The following is a 20,391-nucleotide window of genomic DNA, read 5'->3' as shown; positions in this document are numbered from 1 at the left end:
GCAGCCAAGCGAAGCGCACAATTCCCGCGCTCTGGATGCAAGGAGGGCATGATGACCAAGCTAATCGCTCTGATCGCAGGATCGGCGCTCGCGCTGGCCGCTAGCCAGGCCGCGGCACAGGATGCCGCCGAAACGGCAGCGGTTCTTTCGGGTTCCAGCCAGACGGGCAAGGCCAGCCGTTCGCTGGGCGATGCGGTTGCCGGCAGCATCGGCTCTGCAACCCAGCAACTCCGCAACCAGAATGCGCGGCGTACCACGACGCGGGCGCGCACCCGTTCAACGCGGCAAGGTTCCGCTCCGGTACAGACACTGGCGAGCGGCGACCCGCTCGAGAATACCGATGCCGCCGCCTACAAGGTCGGGAGCGGCGCGACCATCAGGGTGAGCGGCAGGCTCAACCCCTCGAGCGCTGCGAAGTGCAGCCAGAATTGCGCCGAACCGGCCACGACCGGGGACGGCGACGCCCCCGAATAATCGTCAGACGTCGTCCGCGCTGATCATCTCGGCACGGTCGATTTCGCCCGTCAGGCTCGCCACCGTCGTCGCAACAGCAGCATCGCCGCTGACGTTGGTGGTGGTGCGCATCATGTCCATGATCCGGTCCACGCCAGCCACGAAAGCGATCGTTTCGAGCGGCACGCCGACCGCTCCGAACACCAGCGCCATCATGATCAGGCCAGCGCCGGGAATGCCGGCCGCGCCAACCGCGCCCAGCGTTCCGAGGACCGAGATCAGGAAGTAGTCGCCCCAGGTCAGGTCCACGCCGAAGATCTGCGCGCCGAACAGGGTGGCAAGGCCGAGATACATCGCCGTGCCGTTCATGTTGATCGTCGCGCCGAGACTGATGACGAAGCTCGCCACCGAATTGCTCACGCCGAGGTTCCGCTCCGCGCAGCGCAGCGTTACCGGCAGCGTCGCGTTGGAACTGGCGGTGGAATAACTGACCGCGATCGCATCCACGATGCCGCGGAAGAAATCCACCACCGGCAGCTTGGCGATGAACTTGATCATCGAGGAATACATGACGCCGATGATCAGGAGGCAGCCGAGATAGTTGAGGAACACGAGCTTGCCGAGCGCGGCCAGCGCATCGAGCCCCAGCGTACCGGCGACCCAAGCCATCAGTGCGAACACGCCGAAGGGGGTCAGTTCCATCACGATCATGGTGACCTTCTGCATCACCACACTGCCGCTATCGAAGATCTTGAGGACCGGCTCGCCTTCTTCCTTCGCCATCAGGATGCCGATGCCGAGCAGCATGGAAAACACGATCAGCGGCAGGACGTTGACGTCTGCCATCACCTGCACCGGGCTTTGCGGGATCATGCCCATGACCATGTCGCGCCAGGTCGTCTCGTTGGGTTGGGGGATCGCCCCCATCTCGATCATCGAGGTATCGACGCCGGTACCGGGCTGAACCACCGTGCCGAGGAACAGGCCGAGCCAGACTGCGATCTGGCCCGTTATCACGAACAGCAACAAGGCGCGCCAGCCGACGCTGCCGAGCTTGCGGAGGTCGCCGATACTGGCGACGCCTGCCACCAGGCTGAAAAAGATCAGCGGGACGACCAGCATCTTGATGAAGGCGACGAAGATATCGCCGATGATCTTGATGCTTTCCGCGCCCGGCCCCCACAGCCAGCCGGTCAGGATGCCGAGGATAAGAGCGCCGACAACGCGCTGCCACAGTGGAATTGCAAACCAGGCGCGCATGGGCGACCCTCCCTTTATTTCCCGGCCAGTACCGCCTTCGCGATAGCTTCGTAGATACGGCTTAGCGCATCGAGGTCGGCCAAGGCCACAGCCTCGTCACGCTTATGCATTGTCGCGTTGCACAGGCCGAATTCGATCACCGGGCAAACGCTGCGCAGGAACCGCGCATCGGAAGTACCCCCGCTCGTTGATGGCTCCGGCTCGATACCCGTTACATCCTTCACCGCCGCCGCGATGATGTCGCTGAATTCGCCGGGCGGCGTGAGGAAGGGTTCACCCGATATGATCGGCCGCGCCTTGCCGCCATGCTTCTCCGCGATCTGGGACACGCGCTCGGACAGTTCCGCGCCGGTATGGCAATCGTTGAAACGGATGGAAATGCGCGCTTCTGCCTTGGCCGGAATGACGTTGTGCGCTGGATTGGGCGCCGAAATGTGCGTGATCTCGAGATTGGAGGGCTGGAACCAGTCGGTCCCTTCGTCCAGCACGAGCGCCTCGAGTTCGGCGAGCATCGCGACCAGCTTGGGAAGCGGATTATCGGCGAGGTGCGGATAGGCGACGTGGCCCTGCACACCTTCGACCTCGAGCCAGATATTGACCGAACCGCGCCGTCCGATCTTCATCATGTCGCCCAGCCGGTTGACGCTGGTCGGTTCGCCGACAAGGCACAGGTCTGGCTGGTGGCCATGTTCGCGCATGAAATCGATAAGGGCGCGCGTACCGTGAAGCGCGGGTCCTTCCTCGTCACCGGTGATGATGAAACTGATCGTGCCGTGGTCCTGCGGCACCTGCGCCACGGCATCGACCATGCAGGCGATGGCACCCTTCATGTCCACCGCGCCGCGTCCGTACAAAAGGTCGCCGCGGATTTCGGGTGCGAAGGGGGCGCTCGCCCATCCTTCACCCGGAGGGACAACGTCGAGGTGTCCGGCAAACGCGAGGTGGCGCGAACCTTCCGGCCCCTTGCGGATCGCGAACAGGTTTTCGACCGGTGCTTCGTCGCTGTCGGCAGGGCCGCTGCCCCGCCGGAAGCGATGGATTTCGAAACCGAGCGGCGCCAATTGCGCTTCCATGACGTCGAAGACGAGGCCCGTTGCAGGCGTGACGCTGGGCGCTTCGATCAATTGCGTGGCATAGTTTCTGGCGTCGCTCATGGGATCGGAGTTAGACCACGCTTGGAGCGCTGACCAGACGGAGAAAGCCGCCATGCCCAAACTTGCCCTCGAGCAGATCGCGCAGACCAATGCGACGGGTTATCCCGCGCCCTTCGACGCCGATGTGGAAGGACGCTGGTATCGCCGGCTCGCCCCGGTGGCTGGCCTGACCAAGCTGGGCGCAAGCCATGTGACGCTGAAGCCGGGCGCCTATTCCTCCCAGCGGCACTGGCACAGCGCGCAGGACGAGCTTGTCGTCATACTGGAAGGCGAGGCCGTTCTGATCGAGGACGAAGGCGAAACCATCGTGCGGCCGGGCGACGTCCTCGCCTGGGCGGCAGGGGTCCGGAACGGCCACAGGCTTCACAACCGCTCCGACACGGAATGCGTGTTCGTTGCGATCAGCGCAGGTTCGCGAAACGAGGACAGCGGGCAATATCCCGATATCGACATGGTGTTCGATGCAGATGGCTACGCGCGCAAGGACGGCACCCGCTACCCGGCTGAACGCATCCCCTGATCAGGGCTATCGATCCCGTTCGGGCAGAGGCAGGGGTCCCGGGGCGAAAGCGCTCTCGAGCATGTCAGCGATCCTCAGCCCCGCTTGCTGCACACGGCGGCGCGCCACCGGGACCGATTCGACGATATCTTCCTGGCTGAGCGCGGTTTCATCCGGCAGCTCGCCTTCGCAAACGGGCCGGTCGAATGCGGACGGGTAAAGGAAGTCGCGCGCGATCTGCCAGCTTTCGCGGCCCCATTCCGCCGCATCGCCGCCGGTCAGCGCGGCGCGCTCTTCCGCAGAATAGCGGCGCACGATGGGCTCCGCGCCGCTTGTCACTGCGCGTTCCGCCAGCGCTCCGTCCCAGATCCAATGCAGGTTCATGTCAGGCACGATGCCATAGCTTGCTTCTCGCCCGTTCCCGCCGCGATCCTCCTTGTCGCCCGAATGGAGCGGCTGGTGAACATCGCCGACGAAATGGACGAGGAATGCGAGCGCTTCCAGCCGGACTGCCGCGGGCAGGCTTTCATCGGCGAGGATGCGGTGGTTGCGATCTATCTGGGCGGTCACGCAATTGCCGCCCGGGCAGTTGCGCCTCGCGTCATAAGCCTCGCAGATCGGCGCGGTGCGATAGTGCCAGGCGGCGGTATAACCCCAGCGCCAGCCCTCGCGGCGGACGCAGTCGGCCCAGCTGGCAAGCTGTTCGACCGTGTCGATCGGACAGTCGGGCGTGCCGAGCGCGGCGTCCTGCTTCAACAGTGCATAGACCTTGGCCTGAACCTGCGGGCTGACATTGGCCATGGCGATGCGCCCGGTGATACCATGCGCATAATAGCCCCAGCTCATCGCGGGGACCGGCAAGACCAAGGCAAGCGCAGCAACGAACGCGAGTATCGGGCGCAGCATCACTGGGACACGTTCTCGATACGCTCGATCACCCATTCCTCGTCCTCCGAGGCGGCAATCCATTGCTGCATCCAGTCATGTTCCCACACTGCTTGCATATAAGCCTGGGCGAATCCGGGGACGGCGATGCCATAGGTGATGAAGCGCGAAATGACGGGGGCGAAGAAGATATCAGCCGCGCCGAAGGTGCCGAACAGGAATGGCCCCCCTTCCCCGAAGCGTGCGCGCGCCTCTGCCCACAGCGTCAGTATGCGCACGATGTCATGCCGGGTCGCGTCGCTGACGTCGTCCAGCTCGATCCGCTTGCGCACGTTCATCGGCAGTTCGCGCCGCAATGATGCGAAGCTACTGTGCATTTCGGCAACCATCGCCCGCGCCATGCCGCGCGCCGCGTCATCCTTGGGCCAGAAGCGTTCGCGCCCGACCTTGTCGGCAAGATATTCCATGATCGCGAGGCTGTCCCACACGACAGCGTCATCATCCCACAGGATAGGAACCTTGCCATGGGACGGCTGGATTTCGCCCATCGCATTCTTCCGCTCGTCCCAGTCCTCTCCGAATATCTGCACGGTAAGCTCTTCGAAATGGAGGCCCGACTGCTTGGCCGCCAGCCAGCCGCGCAGTGACCAGCTTGAGTAATTCTTGTTGCCGACAATCAGCTTCATGCGTGTGCTCCACCGTGCATCTGTGGTGCGCGTTAGTGGTTCAGCTAATCCCTGTCGAGGCTGAACACACGGATTCCGGCTAGGAGCTCGCTGCGGCTCGCGCTAATCTCCCTGACATGACCCTGCGCCCGTTCCACCTCGCCTTTCCCGTCGATGATCTTGCCGCTGCCCGCGCCTTTTATGGACAGGCGATGGGCTGTGCCGAAGGGCGTTCGTCCGACGAGTGGATCGACTTCGATTTCTACGGTCACCAGATCGTGGCACATCTTGCGCCCGGACAGGCGGGCGACCGCGCGAGCAACCATGTCGACGGCCACGGAGTGCCGGTACCCCATTTCGGCATCGTGCTGACGATGGAACAGTGGGAAGAACTGGCTGAGCGCCTGAAAGCGGCAGGAACCGATTTCGCTATAGAGCCGACCATCCGTTTCAAGGGGCTGCCGGGCGAACAGGCGACGATGTTCTTCCGCGATCCTGCCGGCAATGCGCTGGAGATGAAAGCATTCGCCAGCGACGATATGCTTTTCGCGACCTAGCCCCAGTCGGAACCCAGCGCATCCTCGAGTATGGCCGCGCGTAGCTCGGCAATGCCCATGCCCTTCTCGCTCGAAGTGACGTGGATTTCGGGGAAGGCGGCGACGTGTTTCTTCGCCTCTTCCGCGACCTTGGCCACCGTCTTGTCGAGCTCGGACTTCTTGACCTTGTCGGCCTTCGTCATGACGACGCGATAGACCACCGCCGCCTCGTCGAGCATCTTCATCATTTCGCGATCGACGTCCTTCAGCCCGTGGCGGCTGTCGACCAGCACCAGCGTGCGCGCGAGGACCTGCCGCCCGCGAAGATAGCTCTTCACCAGCGCCTTCCACTTCTCGACCACCTTGGGCGGAGCCTTGGCAAAGCCGTATCCCGGCATGTCGACGAGGCGGAACCGGGTCGGCTCACCTACTTCGAAGAAGTTCAGTTCCTGCGTGCGGCCCGGCGTTACCGATGCACGCGCGATATTCTTGCGCAGCGTCAGCGCGTTCAGCAGCGAGCTCTTGCCGACGTTCGAGCGGCCGCAAAACGCGATCTCCGGCACATCGGGATCGGGCAGGAACTTCAGCTGCGGGGCCGACAGCAGGAAATCGACGCGGCCCGAAAACAGCTTCGCCGCGACGTCCTGGCGCCGTTCCGCTGCCCGCTGTTCTTCGGGTGTCACGACATCAATCCTTGCGCTGCTCGTCGCGCGCCTTGACCATGGCCTGGTCGGCTTTCTGTTTTTCCGCTGCAGCCCGCAATTGCGGATGCTTGGAATAGAGATAGCTCTGCTGGGCCAGCGTCAGCAGGTTCGAGGTGACCCAGTAGATCAGCAGGCCTGCTGCAAACGGTGCCATGACGAACATCAGCACCCACGGCATGAACTGGAAAATCTGCTGCTGGACCGGATCCATCGCGCTGGGATTCAGGCGGAAGGTCAGCCACATGGTGATGCCGAGCAGCACCGCGAGCACGCCAATGCCGAGGAAGCCCGGCGGATCGAACGGCAGCAGGCCGAACAGGTTGAGGATCTTCGCCGGATCGGGCGCGGAAAGGTCGTGGATCCACAGCGCGAAGGGCTTGTGCCGCATTTCGATGGCGAGGATCAGCGACTTGTAGAGCGCGAAGAAGATCGGGATCTGGATCAGCAGCGGAAGGCACCCGGCGAGCGGATTGACGCCTTCGTCCTTGTACAGCTTCATCACTTCCTGCTGCTGGCGCTGCTTGTCGTCCTTGTAGCGTTCCTGGATCGCCTTCATCTTGGGCTGGACCGCCTTCATGGCCGCCATGCTCGCGAACTGCTTCTGCGCGATCGGGAACATCACGCCGCGAATCAGGATCGTCAGCAGGATGATGGCGACGCCGAAATTGCCCGCGAAATCGTAGAGCTGGCGCAGCAGCCAGACCATTGGCTTCACGAACCATTCGAACCAGCCCCAGTCGACCGCCTTGCCGAAGTTCTGGATGCCGGCATCTTCATACTGGTCGAGGACGACCGATTCCTTGGCCCCGGCGAACAGGCGCGTGGTACGGCTGATCTGCTTGCCGGCAGGGACGGTCTGCGGGGCGTAGATCAGGTCGGCGCGGAACAGGTTATTGCCCAGCGAGCGGAAGCCCGGGGTCGCGTCCTTGCCATTGTCGGGGACGAGGGCGGACAGCCAGTAGATGTCCGAAAAACCGATCCAGTCGGTCGCGCCGCCCTGCGGATTATAGGTGCCGCTTTCCGCCAGGTCGTCATATTCGGGATCGTATTCGACCGTGTCGCCGAAGCCGCCGATCGGGCCCGAATGGACGTTCCAGGTGCTGGGGCTGGCATTGGCCGAAGTCCGGGTGATCAGGCCATAGGGCTGGACGACGATCGGACCTTCACCGGTGTTGGCAACCGTCTGGGTCGCGGTGACCATGTAATTTTCGTCGATTTCGAAACGGATGCGGAAGGTCTGGCCCGCGCCATTGTCCCAGCTCAGCGTGACCGGTTTGCCTGCGGTCAGCGTGTCGCCATCCGCCTGCCAGACAGTCTTGGCGCCCGGAATGCTGACGCCCTGACCGAGCCAACCGAACTGGGCGAACTGCTGATTCTCCGTGCCCTGCGGCGAGAGCAACTGGACCGGACGGCTGTCCTTGTCGACCGTCTGGCGGTGATCCTTCAATTCGATATCGTCGATGCGTGCACCGACGAGGTTGATCGAACCTTCGACGCGCGGGGCATCGATGCGCACACGCTGCTCGCTCGCCAGTGCCTTATCGAGATCGACCGGCCCTGCAGCAGCGGTCGTATCGCCTTCGATTGCGGCGCCGCTGGCGGCGGGCGCTGCGACAGTCGCAGTGCCATCGGCGGCAGCCTGTTCTTCGGTGTCCGGGCCGCCCATCAGCGATGCCTCGGGATAGACGTAGCGCATGGCAGCGTCCCAGCCGAGGATCAGCAGGAAGGAGAGCGCCACGGCGAGCAGGAGGTTGCGCTGATTGTCCAAGATCGTTCTCTTCAGTCTTCGAATTCGTCAGATGTGGGGAAAGTGTATTAGTAATTCAATACACCAGTTCAAGGAACCGGATCGTATCCATGCCCTCCCCAGGGATGGCAGCGCATTATACGCTTAAAGGCGAGCCATCCACCCTTGATTGCGCCATATTTCCCCAGCGCCTGCACCGCATATTCGGAACAGGACGGGGCATAGCGGCAGGTGGGCGGCAATATCCGCGACGGCCCCCACTGCCACAGCCGGGCGATAAAGATCAGGATGTACTTCACGCTTGTTTCTGCCGGCGGGACCCGTGGCCGCTGCCCTTCGCGCCTTTCGGGCGGCGCGGCCTGCGCGGATCGCCCTTGCCCGCAGCTGCCCGTTCAAGCGCCATGCCGAGTTCCTCGCGCAGTTTTGCGAAGTCACGCTCGATCCCGGTTTCGCGGCCAATGATCACGTGGTCGTGGTCAGGCAGGCCATGCGCCGGCAGAGCCTCACGCAGCAATTCGCGGAAACGGCGCTTCATCCGGTTGCGGACGACGGCGTTCCCGATCTTCTTGGTGACGGTGATCCCGTAGCGCTTGCCGTGGCCCTGATTCGGGTGCGCCAAAAGCACGAAACCGGGGCGCGCTACTCGCAGGCCCCGGTTCGCAGCAAGAAAATCGGCGCGGCGACGCATCACCGCGATATGATTTTCGTCAGTCGTTTCGGTTACGCACAAAGGTTCTTGCGGCCACGCTTGCGGCGGGCACGCAGGACCTTGCGACCACCCGGCGTCGCCTTGCGGGCGAAAAAGCCGTGACGGCGAGCGCGCACGAGATTGCTGGGTTGGAAAGTCCGCTTCATATCGTCCTCGAAATCAAAATAATGCCGCTGAGCGAATCAGCGGGCACCAATAAAAAGGGCCGCCCGTAAAAGGCGACCGCCTGTATCGCGGGTGCCGTTAAGGGAAGGCCGTCTCCAAGTCAAGCCGTGCAAGCTGCATTCCGGCGAGAGGTTCCGAGAGGAAATCCGCGTCGAGAGTTGCGAGTGCACCCAGGTCGACCATGGTGACATCGAGATAGGCGAGCCGCGGGGCTGCGTCCATCACGGCAGGCGATTCGATACGGCGCGATTTTTCCGGCGCGATCCACGGACGCATATCGCCTGCATCGAGCCACAGCGCCTGCACGTGCGGTACGGAATTTGTCATATCGTAAAACGCCTTCGCGCGTTCGGGTGACATGCCCATCTCCTCGTAGAAATCGAGGTAGAAGCGGTTCTCCGGAGCGTCGGCAGCATAATCGCCCGGCTCGCGCCCATAGTTGTCGCGCCATGAGTGGACCGCGAACTCTGCGCCCTCGTCGATCGTGCGCCTCTGGCCGGCGAGGAACAGCTCGACCGCGCCGGACCGGACGGAGCCGCCTGTTGGTACGTGTGTCGCAATGCCTTCGGCGCGGATTTTGCGGGCAAGCGCGAGATTGGCCACATCGTCGCTGGTGCCGGGAGCTTCGACCAGTTCGAGCGTCTCGATACCCGGATACTCGGCCAGCATGGCCTCGAAGGCGGCGATGCTCCCGCGATTCGTCGAGCCGACCAGCGCAGCGCGGTGTTCGTCGATCACGCGGAACGGACCATATTCGCCAATCGACTGGCTGGTTGGCAGGGCGCGAACGAAGGCAGACTGCTGCATCTGCGGACGCTGTGCCGGATGCGGCATGGCGAACCGTTCAAAACGCGTTGCGGCGCGCTGCTCGACCCTGACCGGTTCATCGGCGACGCGGACCCATTGCTGGGTTGCCTCGTCCCATTCCTCGACCCAGCTTTCGACCGAAATCACGCGCGAGGAATACGCATCCTGCGCCTGCGCCATCACCGGCAAGGCGAGGAACTGGAGAGTTGCCAACAGGAAGAGGGCAAGGCTGCGCATGGCCAGCTTGTGAGCCCTGCCCCCTTCCGAAACGGCAAAGATCTATGCTTTCGATCGGGTTGACGACTACTTAGGCTGACCTGCCTGGACTATCGACAAGTCCTTATTAATACGCCACAAACCGCTCGCCGCTCGGGAGCGGCGAAGGGGGTTCGCAAGTGGTCGCGCTAGTCAGAACGGTGGCCTATCTGGGGTTGGAGGCGCGCAGCGTCGAGGTGCAATGCCAGGTTGCGGCAGGCCTGCCGCGCTTTGCCATCGTCGGTCTGCCGGACAAGGCGGTGAGCGAAAGCCGCGAACGAGTGCAATCGGCGCTGGCGGCAATGGGCCTCGCGCTCCCGCCGAAGCGGATCACCATCAACCTGTCGCCCGCCGATTTGCCCAAGGACGGGTCGCACTACGACCTGCCCATAGCGCTGGCGCTTCTCGCGGCGATGGGTGTGACCGATGCCGAACAATTGACCGAATGGATCGCGGTCGGTGAACTTGCGCTCGACGGGCGGATCGTCGCATCACCCGGCGTTCTGCTCGCCGCGCTTCATGCAAGCGAAGGCGAAGCCGGCCTGATCTGCCCTGCCAAACAGGGGGCGGAGGCGAAATGGGCGAGCGGAGTGCCGGTGCTCGCTGCGCCGGATCTTGTCAGTCTTCTCAACCATCTCAAAGGCACTGCACAACTGCCCGAACCGCAGCGCGGCGAGGTCGAAGTGGCCCCGCCGGTCGCAGATCTCAGGCAGGTGAAGGGGCAGGAAACCGCCAAGCGCGCGCTGGAGATCGCTGCTGCGGGCGGACACAATCTGCTGATGGTCGGTCCGCCCGGCGCAGGTAAAAGCCTGCTCGCAAGCTGCCTGCCGGGAATCCTTCCGGAACTGTCGCCATCCGAAGCACTCGAAGTTTCCATGGTCGCCTCTGTCGCTGGCATGCTGGAGGGTGGCCGGATCAGCCGCACGCGTCCGTTCCGTGCGCCGCATCACTCGGCCAGCATGGCAGCGCTGACCGGCGGCGGGCTGAAAGTGCGCCCGGGCGAGGTCAGCCTGGCGCATCTCGGCGTCCTGTTTCTCGATGAATTGCCCGAATTCCAGCGCGCGGTGCTGGATTCGCTGCGCCAGCCGCTGGAAACCGGAAGCGTCGATGTGGCACGCGCCAATGCGCATGTGACCTTCCCGGCGAGGGTGCAATTGATTGCGGCGATGAACCCGTGCCGCTGCGGCCATTTGGGCGATCCTGCACTGGCCTGCTCGCGCGCTCCGCGATGTGCTGCCGATTACCAGAGCAAGGTCTCGGGTCCGATGCTCGATCGCATCGACCTCCATGTAGAGGTCGACCCGGTGAGTGCACTCGACATGGCCCTGCCGCCGCCGACTGAAGGTTCGGCAGAGGTCGCCGCACGGGTGGCCGCCGCACGCAATCTGCAAACCGCACGCGCAAGCGAAACCGGCGCACGAAGCAATGCCGAACTGAATGGCGAAGCACTCGAACATTGGGCCAAGCCAGACGAAGCAGGGCAGAAGCTCTTGCTGCAGGCGGCAGAGGCCATGCGGCTGTCGGCGCGCGGTTATACGCGTATGCTGCGCGTGGCACGCACGATTGCCGATCTTGGCGGTGCACGCCAGGTCGGCCGTATCCATGTCGCAGAGGCACTGAGCTATCGCAGGCAAGCGCCGCGGGCCTGACGCAACCCTTTGACCTTTCGTGCGTTTAGCATGGCATGAAGCACCATCTCGCCCTGCTCGCCCCGCTGGCTCTCGCCGCATGTGTCACGCCGCAATCCGCCGAAAACACCGGGGGAGTCGCCGAACGCGATGTTTCGCGAGCCATGGCGCTGTTTCCGATCCTCGATGAAAAGGCAGGCCCGGAAAAGAACGTGGTCTATTCGCCGGCCAGCGTCGACCAGGCTTTCGGCTTGCTGAGGCTCGGCGCAGCAGGCGAAACTGCCGATCAGCTCGATGCGATACTACCCGCGCCAAGGAATGCCGATTACCTGCGAACCAACGAGAAGGATGTCGAGGTCAGGTTGGCCAACGCCCTGTTCCTCTCGGACGAATTCCGGTTCCGCAAGAGCTATGTCGATGCGGCAAAATCCCGCTACGATGCGACCTCGGAACTGATCGACGTACTGAAGCCCAAACCAGCCGCAGACACGATCAACGCCTGGGCGGACGAAGCGACCGACGGGCTTATTCCCGAGGTTGTGAGCCCGCAGGCAATCACTCCGGATCTTGTCGCGATCCTCGCAAACGCGCTCTATTTCGATGGCAAGTGGGAAACCAAGCTGACCGGCGGCGACCAGCGAAATTTCCTTTACGGCAACGGCATTGATGCGCCGTTCAAGTTCGTCGGTAAGGTGCTGTCGCTGCAGCGGGTCGAAAAAGGCGGATGGTCTGCGGTCCGCCTGCCATATGCGAACGAACGCTATGCCATGGACGTGATCATGCCGACCAAGCGGCGCGTCATGGATGAAACGCCGAGCCCGCAGGCAATCGAAGAGTTCGGTAGCGCACTTGGCGAGGCCAAGCCCCAGCTTTCCGACCTCCTCATCCCCCAGTTCGAGGTCGATTACGAAACCAGCCTCAAGGAACCGTTGATGGCGCTCGGCCTGACCAAGCCGTTCACGATCGGTCAAGCCGATCTTTCGCTGATGGCCGAGCCTGGCCAGCTGCCACTGATGGTCAGCGAAGCCCGCCACGTTACCAAACTGCAGGTCTTCGATGCCGGGACACGCGCCGCAGCAGTGACCACGATCAGCATCATCCTCACCGCAGGCACGATCTACAAGACGGACCCGGTGCCATTCCATGCCGACCGTCCCTTCATAATGGTCATCAGGGACCTGAAGGAAAATGAGATATTGTTTGTCGGCCGGATCTCTGACCCCCAGCCGTTCGAGCCGGTGGTCGAAGACGACTACTGATCTTCCGCCAAACCGGCGTAGCTCGAGTTCTTGAGCAGCTTCCGGTTCTGGTCGGGCGCACCGTCGTCCCACCAGACCGGACCGCGTTCCCCCAAGGCGAGCTTCGCCTCGTGCACCTGCGCCCGGGCAGATCTTTCTGCTTCGGTATCGCCGTCACGCTTGGCCGCACCGACCGCGCGGCGCGCATCCATCAGCGCCTTGACCAGCCTTTCGCGCTCATACGGATCGAGACCGGGATTGGAGGCGCGCCAGAGGCGGCCATCGATAATGAGATAGCGACCGTCGGGCGTGCGCTGCGGGCCGTCAGCCAGCAGCGGCGGCTTTCTTCACAGAACCCAGATCGACAACGTCGCCGCGTTCCATGCCCTTGCCCGGCTTGGCAATCGAGCCGTCGGCACGCTCACCGACGTTTTGCGGACGCACGAGCCACAGGTCGCGGTGGTCGAGAATGCGCCCGTCATGCGACAGGATAGAAACCGGTCCGATCGGCAGGCGGTCCACCTCGTCGACGAGGACCGGGTTCTCTTCGATTTCCGCGCCGTACTTCTGGCCCCACTGGCGCAGGGCGATCATTGCAGGCAGCAGGTCGAAGCCCTTGGTCGTCAGACGATATTCGATCTTGCGCCGGTCATCGGCACAAGGCTCGCGCTTCAGGATGCCATGCTCGACCAGCTTGGCCAGCCGGTTCGACAGGATGTTGCGCGCAATGCCCAACTCGCTGAGGAATTCCTCAAAGTGGTGCAGGCCGTTGAAACTGGCACGAAGGATCATGAACGACCAGCGTTCACCCATGACTTCAAGCGCTTGCGGCAGGCCGCATTCGATAAGTTCGCGCAGTGACTCTCTGATCTCGCCCATTTCGGTCCTCTCGTTGCAACCTATTTAGCGCGAAATTTGCAACACGCCAAAATATTTTCAGTTTCTACTTGCAACCTATATCATTCCTGAATAGGTAGTGAATAGCAACTGGTTTTGATTCGCAACTGAAACCGGTTCTCACAACCGAAGGAAAATTACAATGGCCCTCTCCATCCCCCACACGAGCCGCCTAGGCGTCCTGACGCTGGCCGCCGCCTATACCACTCTCACTTTCGGGGCGATCGTCACACCTGCCCCGGCACAGGCTGCATCGGCCGGCGCCTATTACACGGCCGAGCTGGCAACGCCAGCCAAGGATAGCCGCACCGTCGCATCGGGCGTTGCCTGGTTCTGCGAAGGCACCACCTGCCGCGCCGGCAAGGGCAACTCGCGCCCGGCCCGCGTGTGCCGCGGCCTCTCGCGCGATGTCGGCGAAATCACCAGCTTCACCGCCGGTGACGAGGCTCTTCCGGAAGACAAGCTGGCTGCCTGCAACGGCAAGTAACCCCTGTCCCCGACGCACCTTCACCTCTCCACGCAAGGTGCGATCCCGATGGCCCCTGACGCAATGCGTCGGGGGCCTTTTTCTTTGCTCAGATCAGATCACGGGCAACGAGGTCATTTCCAAGTCGTGCTGCATCGGTGAAATGGTGCACCTGCCAGTTTTCAGCCGACGCCGCAGCGATATTGGCAGCATTGTCATCGATGAAAAGCATGTCGGCGGGGTCGAGGCCGAACCTCGCCGCAGCCAGTCGGAATATGGCCGGGTCAGGCTTTGCCAGGCATTCGCGCCCGGAGACTACGATGTCGCGGAAACGATCGAGGATCGGCACGGTCGGGCGAAACTCCTCCCAGAACTCCGCGCCGAAATTGGTGATCGCGAACAGGGGCACCGCATTGGCGTCCAGCGCCTCGATCAGGTCCGCCGTCCCCTCGACCGGTCCGGGGATCGTTTCGAGGAAGCGTGTCCGATAGGCCTCGATCTCGGCCGCATAACGGGGGAATTCGCGCTGGCGTTCGGGCACCATGTCGTCGAGCGCCCGGCCCGCATCGTGCTGGAAATGCCATTCCTCGGTCACGACATTGGCAAGGAACCAGTCGAGTTCCTCCCGATCATCGATCAGCTTGGCGAACAGGCACCTCAGGTCCCACTGGATGATGACGCGGCCGACATCGAAAACGACCGCCTTTACTGAACTGGACACGGGACTAACTCCACAAACAGCAACGGCCCGCACTCCGATGCGGAGGCGGGCCGGTATATCTGCTCGACCGCCCAGGCAGGGCGACCGGCCAATACGCAGCGATTAGCCCTGGCGGGCCTTGAAGCGGCGGTTGGTCTTGTTGATGACGTAGGTCCGGCCACGACGGCGAATGACGCGGCAATCGCGGTGGCGGTTCTTCAGCGACTTGAGGCTGTTGCGGATCTTCATTGTACCATTCCCGGGAATAAATAAGGCACCGGAGATAAGCTCCGATGCCGGAATTTCAAGCAGCGCGCATAGAGGCCGAATCAGGGTAGGTCAACTCTTCGCTGGCCTTGTCGGCGCGGATTCTGGCGAGTTTCTGCTCCCATGCCATCGCATGGGCAATGATCGTATCCAGATCCGCATGCTGCGGCTGCCACGGAACGGTGGCACGAATGCGCGACGGGTCGGAAACGAGCGAGGCGGGATCGCCGGCGCGGCGCGGCTCCATCGTCCGGTCCAGCTTGCAGCCTGCAACGCGGTCAACGGCATCGAGCACCTCGAGCACCGAGAAGCCGCGGCCATAGCCGCAATTCATCGTCAGCGATCGCGCAGGATCAGCCATCAGCGCTTCCAGCGTCAGGACATGTGCCTGTGCAAGATCGCTGACGTGGATGTAATCGCGTACTCCGGTGCCGTCGGGCGTATCGAAGTCCTGGCCGAAAACGGCCACCTTGTCCCGCATCCCCAGCGCCGCCTCGATCGCGACCTTGATCAAATGCGTGGCCCCCGCAGTCGACTGGCCCGTCCTTGCGAGCGGATCGGCCCCAGCCACGTTGAAGTATCGCAGCACGCCATAGTTGAGATCGTGCGCCGCCGCGACATCTGCCAGCATCTGCTCGGTCATCAGCTTCGACCAGCCATAGGGGTTGATCGGGCGCTGCGGCACGTCCTCGTTGACGGGCGAGACATCGGGCACACCATATGTCGCCGCAGTGGACGAGAAGATCATGTGCGGCACGCCGGCGCGCACAACAGCTTCGATGAGCATGCGGCTCTTGGCAGTGTTGTTGTGATAGTATTTGAGCGGATCCTCGACGCTTTCGGGAACCACGATGGAGCCTGCGAAATGCATGACGGCGCGGGTTTTCTGCTCGCCGAAAATCCGCATCAGCAATGCGCCGTCCTCGACATCGCCTTCGTAGAAGGGAACGTCGTCGGGTACGGCAAAGCGGAAGCCGGTCGAAAGGTTGTCGATCACCGCGACCTTCCACCCCGCGTCCTTCAATGCGAGGACGGCATGGCTGCCAATATAGCCGGCACCGCCGGTAACGAGGACAGAAGGCTTGTTTTTCATGCCCGCCTTATGGTTCGGACATGGTAAACATTTCGTAAGACATGGTCCGCATTGAGCGGTCCCGACATCTGTTCTCGTGCGTTGGCTTCCTGATGGACGCTTGCGCTCGGCGGGCGGCTCGACCACATACCCGACCGAGAGGGACGCATATGATGATCAGATTTCTGCCTGCCGTCGCAACCGCTGCCCTGCTGGCAGGTTGCGCATCGACACCGGCACCGCCCAGCCCGATCGAAGTCACCCGGTTTCACGATGGCAGCATGCTGGCCGCCGCTCGCGGAACGGTGTTCGTGGAAAGCGCGCCGGGAGCCAGGCTCGCGGAACGCGATTCGGCCCCTTACGAGGCCGCCGTTGCCGGTCAGCTGGGCCGCCTAGGCTATGTCGAAAACTCGCGCACGAATGCCGCGCTGGTCGCACAGGTGACCGTAGAGCGATACAGGCTGGATTCCGATGGCGATCGCCGCGGCCCGGTCAGCGTCGGCATGGGCGGGTCGACCGGGTCCTATGGCTCGGGCTTCGGCGTGGGTGTCGGGATCAATCTCGGCGGCGGCAAGAGCCGCGAACGCATCGGCACCGACCTTGCGGTCATGCTACGCGACAAGGATACAGGCCGCGCCGTCTGGGAAGGGCGCGCACAATTTTCCGTCGGGGTAGAGGGCGACCTCGCCGATCCGACAAAGCAAGCCGACGTTATCGCAGAGGCGCTGTTCCGGAATTTCCCCGGCGGCAATGGCGAGACCGTCCAGATCGAGGTGAATGAGTGAGTTCAATTGCAATTGATGCCGCGTTCGACAGCGGCAACATCGAAGTACAGGAAATCGCAGGAAACAGCGCGCGACTGGCGATCCGCAAGGACAACCAGTCGGAATTCGCGCAGTGGTTCCACTTCCGGGTGACCGGCCCGGCCGGAGAGCCGGTCGAACTGAAGATCGTCAATCTCAACGCCTCTGCTTATCCAGAGGGCTGGCCCGGCTATACCGCCTGCGTTTCGGAAGATCGCGAGTACTGGGCCCGTGCGGAAACGACCTTCGACAAGGAAGAAGCCAACGGCACGCTGACGATCAGCTATACGCCTGCCGGTAACGTCGCCTGGTTCGCCTACTTCGCGCCCTATTCGATGGAGCGGCATCACGATCTCGTGTCGGAAGCTGCCGCCAGCGAAGGGGTCGACCTCGTGCGCCTCGGCGAAACGCTCGACGGACAGCCGCTCGACTGCCTCGAAATGGGCGAAGGCGAAACGAAGGTGTGGTTCACGGCGCGCCAGCACCCGGGCGAAACGCAGGCCGAATGGTGGATGGAGGGCGCTCTGGAATGCCTCACCGATCCTGCCGATCCGGTCGGACGTGGCCTGCGCCAGCGGTGCCGGCTCTATATCGTGCCCAATTGCAACCCGGACGGATCGCGTCGCGGGCACCTGCGCACCAATGCCGTCGGCACCAATCTCAACCGCGAATGGGAAACCCCGACGGCTGAAAAATCGCCCGAAGTGCTCGCCATCCGCAACCGGATGGACGAAACCGGCGTCGATTTCGCCATGGACGTGCATGGCGACGAGGCAATTCCGGCTGTATTCCTCGCCGGATACGAAGGGCTTCCAGGCCTGACCGATGAACACATCGGCGGCTTCAACCGCTACGAAGCGATCCTCGACCGCCGGACGCCGGATTTCCAGACGCGGCTGGGCTATCCCAAGTCGGCTCCTGGCAAGGCGAACATGACGATGGCGACCACCCAGATCGCGCAGCGTTACAAATGCACCGCGATGACGCTGGAAATGCCGTACAAGGACCTGATCGATTTCCCCGAGCCTGAACAGGGCTGGAGCCCGGAACGCTGCAAGATGCTGGGCCGGGAATGCCTTGCCGCGCTGCTCGAGTGGATCGAGACGCGCGAAGGCTGATTTCCACCCGATCAGTCTGGCGCGGGCGCTCCGCTGACCCCTTCGCAAAGGGTCCAGTCGAGCCTCTCGCCGTGCAGCACGGAAATATCGCCGGTCGTCTCGAGCACAACGGCGCGCACCTGCGCGAGGTCGAGGACATTGGCCTCGCGCAGTTTCGCTATCAGGTCGGAACGGGTGACGCGGTTCGACCGCATCGCCTGTTCGTCGAACTTTCCGTCGCGCATCAATAACGCCGGGCAATTATCGAGAACGTCCTCGACGGTGTCGGAAGCCTTTCGCAGCCGAGCAGCCGTATATTGGGTGATGAACAGCCCGACCATCGCGGCCAGCGACTGCAAGAGAGCCGGCAATTCACTCGCCTGAGCGGCACCGGCGACGAGCGAGCCCAGGGCGACCGTCATGACGAAGTCGAAATTGCTCATCTTGGAGAGCGATCGAAGCCCGTTGATACGGATCAGGATCACCACCCAGACAAGTGCGGCAATCGCCAGAATCGCGCCCTTGATCAGGCCGTCGAGCAGGCTGTTATCTACGAAAATGAGGCTTCCTCCCTTGCGTGCGTCACTGCTGACAACGCGCAAGGCGGAAGCTTGTGCCGAAATGTCCGGCGCGGTTTGCCTCAGTCCAGGCTGGCAGGTCCGAAGGCCCGGGGCAGCAGATCCGATAGCGTGGTCTTCACGACCTCTTCCTCGCCCGCGCACCAGACGACCGGATCGGTGTTGCCGAGTTCGGCCAGTTCGTTGAGCACCTGTCGGCAGCGCCCGCACGGGCTGACCGCTCCGGGCGTGTCGCCGATCACCGCAACCTCTTCCAGCCCACCGCGATGCCCGTCATCCATCGCCTTTGCCACCGCAACAGTCTCGGCACACAGGGTCAGGCCGTAGCTGGCGTTTTCGATATTGGTACCTGTCACAACCGTTCCGTCGGCAAAGCGCAGCGCCGCACCGACTCGAAACTTCGAATAGGGTGAGTAGGAATTCTCGAGCGCAGCCTTGGCGGCAGCGATCAGGCTGTCACGATTGTTGTCTTCGCTCATCGAAATCTCCTGCCCTTGTCAGGGCTGTACAACGACCCATTCGATCGGTTCTTCGGATGCCTCAGTGGCGCGTGCCGCATTGGCGCTCCAGAGCAGCCATGGCCGTCCGGAATAAGTCGGTGCGAAACGGTCGCGCGTCAACCACAGGTCGCGTTCGATCCCTTCCGCCAGGCCATAGCGGCTTTCGAATGCCGGGCCGATCTTCAATATTGCGCGCTTGCCCGCGTGCATTTCGACCTGGTTGATCAGGGTCAGCAACTCGCTTTCAACCCGGGCATCGCTGACAGGCTCTGCGCATTCGTCGGCAATGGCCGTCAGTTCGATGGCAGGCGGCAGCAGGTCGCCGTCGCGCGGCACCATGGTGACGAAATTGGCGGATTGCGCATCGGCGCTGACGCAAGGATCGAACAGATGGATGGCACCGACCCGCAAGCCGGCCCTGCGCGCAGCCTTCACATTGCGGGCGAAACGCTGGTCCTTGCCAGACGCGCCCCTGCTCGCGCCGAGATAGGCGAACTGCCCGCCGAGAGCGCGCACCGTCTCGAACCCGACCAGCCCGGCGCGGTCGTCGATGGCGACACCCTGTTCGGGATAGACGCTCTCGTCCGGGGTCCAGCTGCGCTTGTCCCACCAATACCAGGCGAGCGCCAGCGCCCCTGCGAGCACGATGGCCGCAATGGCGTAGAGGCGCCAGGAGCGCCGCGCGGTTGATTTCCTGCGTGCCATGATCCCGTTTTGAACGACCCGTTATTCAACCCTTGATATGCAGCACGCAGATCAATGTGAAAAGGCGTCTAGCGGTCGCAAAATCGGTTTCCACCTTGCCTTCGAGGCGTTCCATCAGGAGTTCGGCGGCATTGTCGTGAATGCCGCGTCGCGCCATGTCGATCGTCTCGATCTCCGCTGGGGTCGCCTTGCGGATAGCCTGGTAATAGCTGTCGCAAATGGCGAAATATTCGCGGATCGGGCGTCGGAAACGCGCCAGTCCGATCAGCAATTCTTCAAGCAAGTTGCCGGCTTCGTCGCTGATTTCCATCTTTAACCGACCGTCCATCACGGACAGGCGAAGCTGGTAGGGCCCCTGTGCCCCGCGTTCGGAGCTGCGTACGGGTTTGAAGCAGTTTTCCTCGATCAGGTCGAAGATCGCGACGCGCCGCTCCTGCTCGACATCGGCGTTGCGCCAGATGATCGTTTCCTCGTCCAGCGAGATGTGCGCGATGCGATGATCCTGAGCCATCAGGACTAGGCCTTTCGCAGATGCAACAGGGTTTAAGCAAGCGTTTCCGGAAACCTTCCCCGCTATCCACAATGGGATGATGAAAATATG

At 62.8% G+C, this 20,391-nt stretch carries 27 protein-coding genes; 8 read left to right on the top strand and 19 right to left on the bottom strand.

The genetic code is table 11. From position 1 onward, the window contains the following. Nucleotides 1-51: 51 nt before the first annotated feature. The gene (locus AMC99_RS01120) at nucleotides 52-474 is read left to right on the top strand and encodes a hypothetical protein (RefSeq protein WP_157058221.1); all 423 of its coding nucleotides are present in this window, start codon (nucleotides 52-54) and stop codon (nucleotides 472-474) included. 3 nt (nucleotides 475-477) lie between these two features. On the opposite strand, the gene AMC99_RS01115 is transcribed toward AMC99_RS01120, so the two are convergent. After that, a complete protein-coding gene (locus AMC99_RS01115) occupies nucleotides 478-1,713 on the bottom strand; it encodes a dicarboxylate/amino acid:cation symporter (RefSeq protein ID WP_061921689.1) in 1,236 nt (411 codons plus the stop codon). A gap of 14 nt (nucleotides 1,714-1,727) precedes the next feature. After that, nucleotides 1,728-2,867: a succinyl-diaminopimelate desuccinylase gene (gene dapE, locus AMC99_RS01110; protein ID WP_061927510.1), complete on the bottom strand. Its 1,140-nt coding sequence runs from the start codon at nucleotides 2,865-2,867 to the stop codon at nucleotides 1,728-1,730. Between the two features lie 52 nt (nucleotides 2,868-2,919). Here dapE and AMC99_RS01105 point away from each other — a divergent pair, with 52 nt between their 5' ends. Then, on the top strand, nucleotides 2,920-3,387 hold the full coding sequence (locus AMC99_RS01105) for a cupin domain-containing protein (protein ID WP_061921686.1): 468 nt from the start codon (nucleotides 2,920-2,922) through the stop codon (nucleotides 3,385-3,387). 6 nt (nucleotides 3,388-3,393) lie between these two features. Here the strand turns inward: AMC99_RS01105 and AMC99_RS01100 are convergent, their stop codons facing one another. Both AMC99_RS01100 and AMC99_RS01095 read right to left on the bottom strand, forming a co-directional pair. Continuing rightward, entirely contained in the window at nucleotides 3,394-4,308 is a 915-nt protein-coding gene (locus tag AMC99_RS01100) for a S1/P1 nuclease (RefSeq protein ID WP_083440034.1), read from the bottom strand. After that, nucleotides 4,272-4,937, bottom strand: a complete 666-nt coding sequence (locus AMC99_RS01095) for a glutathione S-transferase family protein (protein WP_061921681.1) — start codon at nucleotides 4,935-4,937, stop codon at nucleotides 4,272-4,274. Before AMC99_RS01095 ends, AMC99_RS01100 begins: the two co-directional genes overlap by 37 nt. A 116-nt stretch (nucleotides 4,938-5,053) precedes the next feature. Here AMC99_RS01095 and AMC99_RS01090 point away from each other — a divergent pair, with 116 nt between their 5' ends. After that, nucleotides 5,054-5,473 carry a VOC family protein gene (locus AMC99_RS01090; protein WP_061921678.1) on the top strand — a complete coding sequence of 140 codons (420 nt, stop codon included), beginning with the start codon at nucleotides 5,054-5,056 and terminating at the stop codon, nucleotides 5,471-5,473. Here the strand turns inward: AMC99_RS01090 and yihA are convergent. From yihA to AMC99_RS01070, 6 genes are all read right to left on the bottom strand, one after another. Continuing rightward, nucleotides 5,470-6,135 (bottom strand): ribosome biogenesis GTP-binding protein YihA/YsxC, encoded by a 666-nt coding sequence (gene yihA / locus AMC99_RS01085; protein ID WP_061921676.1) that lies wholly within the window; start codon nucleotides 6,133-6,135, stop codon nucleotides 5,470-5,472. The genes AMC99_RS01090 and yihA overlap by 4 nt on opposite strands. A 4-nt stretch (nucleotides 6,136-6,139) precedes the next feature. Next, a complete protein-coding gene (gene yidC / locus AMC99_RS01080; RefSeq protein WP_061921674.1) occupies nucleotides 6,140-7,924 on the bottom strand; it encodes a membrane protein insertase YidC in 1,785 nt (594 codons plus the stop codon). A gap of 68 nt (nucleotides 7,925-7,992) precedes the next feature. Then, nucleotides 7,993-8,202 (bottom strand): membrane protein insertion efficiency factor YidD, encoded by a 210-nt coding sequence (gene yidD, locus AMC99_RS13820; RefSeq protein WP_083440033.1) that lies wholly within the window; start codon nucleotides 8,200-8,202, stop codon nucleotides 7,993-7,995. Then, nucleotides 8,199-8,591, bottom strand: coding sequence for a ribonuclease P protein component (gene rnpA, locus AMC99_RS01075; protein WP_061927506.1), 393 nt, complete (start codon nucleotides 8,589-8,591; stop codon nucleotides 8,199-8,201). The genes yidD and rnpA overlap by 4 nt, the downstream gene beginning before the upstream one ends. A gap of 32 nt (nucleotides 8,592-8,623) precedes the next feature. Beyond that, on the bottom strand, nucleotides 8,624-8,758 hold the full coding sequence (rpmH, locus tag AMC99_RS13815) for a 50S ribosomal protein L34 (protein WP_067678623.1): 135 nt from the start codon (nucleotides 8,756-8,758) through the stop codon (nucleotides 8,624-8,626). 97 nt (nucleotides 8,759-8,855) lie between these two features. Then, the gene (locus tag AMC99_RS01070) at nucleotides 8,856-9,821 is read right to left on the bottom strand and encodes an alpha/beta hydrolase (RefSeq protein ID WP_198143555.1); all 966 of its coding nucleotides are present in this window, start codon (nucleotides 9,819-9,821) and stop codon (nucleotides 8,856-8,858) included. Nucleotides 9,822-9,979: 158 nt separating this feature from the next. Between AMC99_RS01070 and AMC99_RS01065 the strand changes: the two genes are divergently transcribed. Both AMC99_RS01065 and AMC99_RS01060 read left to right on the top strand, forming a co-directional pair. Further along, complete coding sequence (locus AMC99_RS01065; protein WP_061921671.1) at nucleotides 9,980-11,488, top strand: YifB family Mg chelatase-like AAA ATPase; 1,509 nt, start codon at nucleotides 9,980-9,982, stop codon at nucleotides 11,486-11,488. Nucleotides 11,489-11,523: 35 nt separating this feature from the next. Beyond that, nucleotides 11,524-12,726 (top strand): serpin family protein, encoded by a 1,203-nt coding sequence (locus AMC99_RS01060; RefSeq protein ID WP_061921669.1) that lies wholly within the window; start codon nucleotides 11,524-11,526, stop codon nucleotides 12,724-12,726. Here AMC99_RS01060 and AMC99_RS01055 read toward each other — a convergent pair. Together AMC99_RS01055 and AMC99_RS01050 are read right to left on the bottom strand one after the other, a co-directional pair. Then, nucleotides 12,720-12,917, bottom strand: a complete 198-nt coding sequence (locus AMC99_RS01055) for a hypothetical protein (RefSeq protein ID WP_338021449.1) — start codon at nucleotides 12,915-12,917, stop codon at nucleotides 12,720-12,722. The genes AMC99_RS01060 and AMC99_RS01055 overlap by 7 nt on opposite strands. Nucleotides 12,918-13,029: 112 nt before the next feature. Continuing rightward, entirely contained in the window at nucleotides 13,030-13,584 is a 555-nt protein-coding gene (locus AMC99_RS01050; RefSeq protein WP_061921663.1) for a winged helix-turn-helix transcriptional regulator, read from the bottom strand. Between the two features lie 160 nt (nucleotides 13,585-13,744). Between AMC99_RS01050 and AMC99_RS01045 the strand changes: the two genes are divergently transcribed. After that, nucleotides 13,745-14,089, top strand: coding sequence for a DUF8200 family protein (locus tag AMC99_RS01045; protein WP_061921660.1), 345 nt, complete (start codon nucleotides 13,745-13,747; stop codon nucleotides 14,087-14,089). Nucleotides 14,090-14,177: 88 nt separating this feature from the next. On the opposite strand, the gene AMC99_RS01040 is transcribed toward AMC99_RS01045, so the two are convergent. From AMC99_RS01040 to galE, 3 genes are all read right to left on the bottom strand, one after another. Next, nucleotides 14,178-14,789 (bottom strand): HAD family hydrolase, encoded by a 612-nt coding sequence (locus tag AMC99_RS01040; RefSeq protein ID WP_061921656.1) that lies wholly within the window; start codon nucleotides 14,787-14,789, stop codon nucleotides 14,178-14,180. Between the two features lie 102 nt (nucleotides 14,790-14,891). Beyond that, a complete protein-coding gene (ykgO, locus tag AMC99_RS01035; protein ID WP_007165381.1) occupies nucleotides 14,892-15,017 on the bottom strand; it encodes a type B 50S ribosomal protein L36 in 126 nt (41 codons plus the stop codon). Nucleotides 15,018-15,072: 55 nt separating this feature from the next. Continuing rightward, nucleotides 15,073-16,128 carry a UDP-glucose 4-epimerase GalE gene (gene galE, locus AMC99_RS01030; protein ID WP_061921653.1) on the bottom strand — a complete coding sequence of 352 codons (1,056 nt, stop codon included), beginning with the start codon at nucleotides 16,126-16,128 and terminating at the stop codon, nucleotides 15,073-15,075. Between the two features lie 152 nt (nucleotides 16,129-16,280). On the opposite strand from galE, the gene AMC99_RS01025 reads away from it, so the two are divergent. Both AMC99_RS01025 and AMC99_RS01020 read left to right on the top strand, forming a co-directional pair. After that, on the top strand, nucleotides 16,281-16,892 hold the full coding sequence (locus tag AMC99_RS01025; RefSeq protein ID WP_232301464.1) for a DUF4136 domain-containing protein: 612 nt from the start codon (nucleotides 16,281-16,283) through the stop codon (nucleotides 16,890-16,892). Then, on the top strand, nucleotides 16,889-18,028 hold the full coding sequence (locus AMC99_RS01020; RefSeq protein WP_061921646.1) for a M14 family metallopeptidase: 1,140 nt from the start codon (nucleotides 16,889-16,891) through the stop codon (nucleotides 18,026-18,028). Before AMC99_RS01025 ends, AMC99_RS01020 begins: the two co-directional genes overlap by 4 nt. An 11-nt stretch (nucleotides 18,029-18,039) precedes the next feature. Here the strand turns inward: AMC99_RS01020 and AMC99_RS01015 are convergent, their stop codons facing one another. From AMC99_RS01015 to AMC99_RS01000, 4 genes are read right to left on the bottom strand one after another with little or no spacing between them, the layout of a single operon-like run. Continuing rightward, entirely contained in the window at nucleotides 18,040-18,609 is a 570-nt protein-coding gene (locus tag AMC99_RS01015) for a DUF421 domain-containing protein (RefSeq protein WP_232301462.1), read from the bottom strand. Between the two features lie 38 nt (nucleotides 18,610-18,647). After that, on the bottom strand, nucleotides 18,648-19,064 hold the full coding sequence (locus AMC99_RS01010) for a cytidine deaminase (RefSeq protein WP_061921643.1): 417 nt from the start codon (nucleotides 19,062-19,064) through the stop codon (nucleotides 18,648-18,650). An 18-nt stretch (nucleotides 19,065-19,082) separates the two neighbouring features. Further along, complete coding sequence (locus tag AMC99_RS01005) at nucleotides 19,083-19,790, bottom strand: glycoside hydrolase family 25 protein (RefSeq protein WP_061921641.1); 708 nt, start codon at nucleotides 19,788-19,790, stop codon at nucleotides 19,083-19,085. Nucleotides 19,791-19,815: 25 nt separating this feature from the next. Then, nucleotides 19,816-20,301 carry a UPF0262 family protein gene (locus AMC99_RS01000; protein WP_061921638.1) on the bottom strand — a complete coding sequence of 162 codons (486 nt, stop codon included), beginning with the start codon at nucleotides 20,299-20,301 and terminating at the stop codon, nucleotides 19,816-19,818. Nucleotides 20,302-20,391 lie beyond the last annotated feature (90 nt).

Origin of the sequence: Altererythrobacter epoxidivorans (assembly GCF_001281485.1) — a bacterium.
GTDB lineage: Bacteria > Pseudomonadota > Alphaproteobacteria > Sphingomonadales > Sphingomonadaceae > Erythrobacter > Erythrobacter epoxidivorans.
The sequence above is the reverse complement of the archived record's forward strand: the minus strand, read 5'-3'. Positions and strand labels throughout refer to the sequence as shown.

Coding starts and splice junctions, on each gene's coding strand:
- AMC99_RS01120 (WP_157058221.1), top strand. CDS start 52: ATGACCAAGCTAATCGCTCTGATCGCAGGATCGGCGCTCGCGCTGGCC.
- AMC99_RS01115 (WP_061921689.1), bottom strand. CDS start 1,713: ATGCGCGCCTGGTTTGCAATTCCACTGTGGCAGCGCGTTGTCGGCGCT.
- dapE (WP_061927510.1), bottom strand. CDS start 2,867: ATGAGCGACGCCAGAAACTATGCCACGCAATTGATCGAAGCGCCCAGC.
- AMC99_RS01105 (WP_061921686.1), top strand. CDS start 2,920: ATGCCCAAACTTGCCCTCGAGCAGATCGCGCAGACCAATGCGACGGGT.
- AMC99_RS01100 (WP_083440034.1), bottom strand. CDS start 4,308: ATGGGTGATCGAGCGTATCGAGAACGTGTCCCAGTGATGCTGCGCCCG.
- AMC99_RS01095 (WP_061921681.1), bottom strand. CDS start 4,937: ATGAAGCTGATTGTCGGCAACAAGAATTACTCAAGCTGGTCACTGCGC.
- AMC99_RS01090 (WP_061921678.1), top strand. CDS start 5,054: ATGACCCTGCGCCCGTTCCACCTCGCCTTTCCCGTCGATGATCTTGCC.
- rnpA (WP_061927506.1), bottom strand. CDS start 8,591: ATGCGTCGCCGCGCCGATTTTCTTGCTGCGAACCGGGGCCTGCGAGTA.
- rpmH (WP_067678623.1), bottom strand. CDS start 8,758: ATGAAGCGGACTTTCCAACCCAGCAATCTCGTGCGCGCTCGCCGTCAC.
- AMC99_RS01070 (WP_198143555.1), bottom strand. CDS start 9,821: ATGCGCAGCCTTGCCCTCTTCCTGTTGGCAACTCTCCAGTTCCTCGCC.
- AMC99_RS01060 (WP_061921669.1), top strand. CDS start 11,524: ATGAAGCACCATCTCGCCCTGCTCGCCCCGCTGGCTCTCGCCGCATGT.
- AMC99_RS01055 (WP_338021449.1), bottom strand. CDS start 12,917: ATGGATGCGCGCCGCGCGGTCGGTGCGGCCAAGCGTGACGGCGATACC.
- AMC99_RS01050 (WP_061921663.1), bottom strand. CDS start 13,584: ATGGGCGAGATCAGAGAGTCACTGCGCGAACTTATCGAATGCGGCCTG.
- AMC99_RS01045 (WP_061921660.1), top strand. CDS start 13,745: ATGGCCCTCTCCATCCCCCACACGAGCCGCCTAGGCGTCCTGACGCTG.
- ykgO (WP_007165381.1), bottom strand. CDS start 15,017: ATGAAGATCCGCAACAGCCTCAAGTCGCTGAAGAACCGCCACCGCGAT.
- galE (WP_061921653.1), bottom strand. CDS start 16,128: ATGAAAAACAAGCCTTCTGTCCTCGTTACCGGCGGTGCCGGCTATATT.
- AMC99_RS01025 (WP_232301464.1), top strand. CDS start 16,281: ATGATCAGATTTCTGCCTGCCGTCGCAACCGCTGCCCTGCTGGCAGGT.
- AMC99_RS01010 (WP_061921643.1), bottom strand. CDS start 19,064: ATGAGCGAAGACAACAATCGTGACAGCCTGATCGCTGCCGCCAAGGCT.
- AMC99_RS01005 (WP_061921641.1), bottom strand. CDS start 19,790: ATGGCACGCAGGAAATCAACCGCGCGGCGCTCCTGGCGCCTCTACGCC.
- AMC99_RS01000 (WP_061921638.1), bottom strand. CDS start 20,301: ATGGCTCAGGATCATCGCATCGCGCACATCTCGCTGGACGAGGAAACG.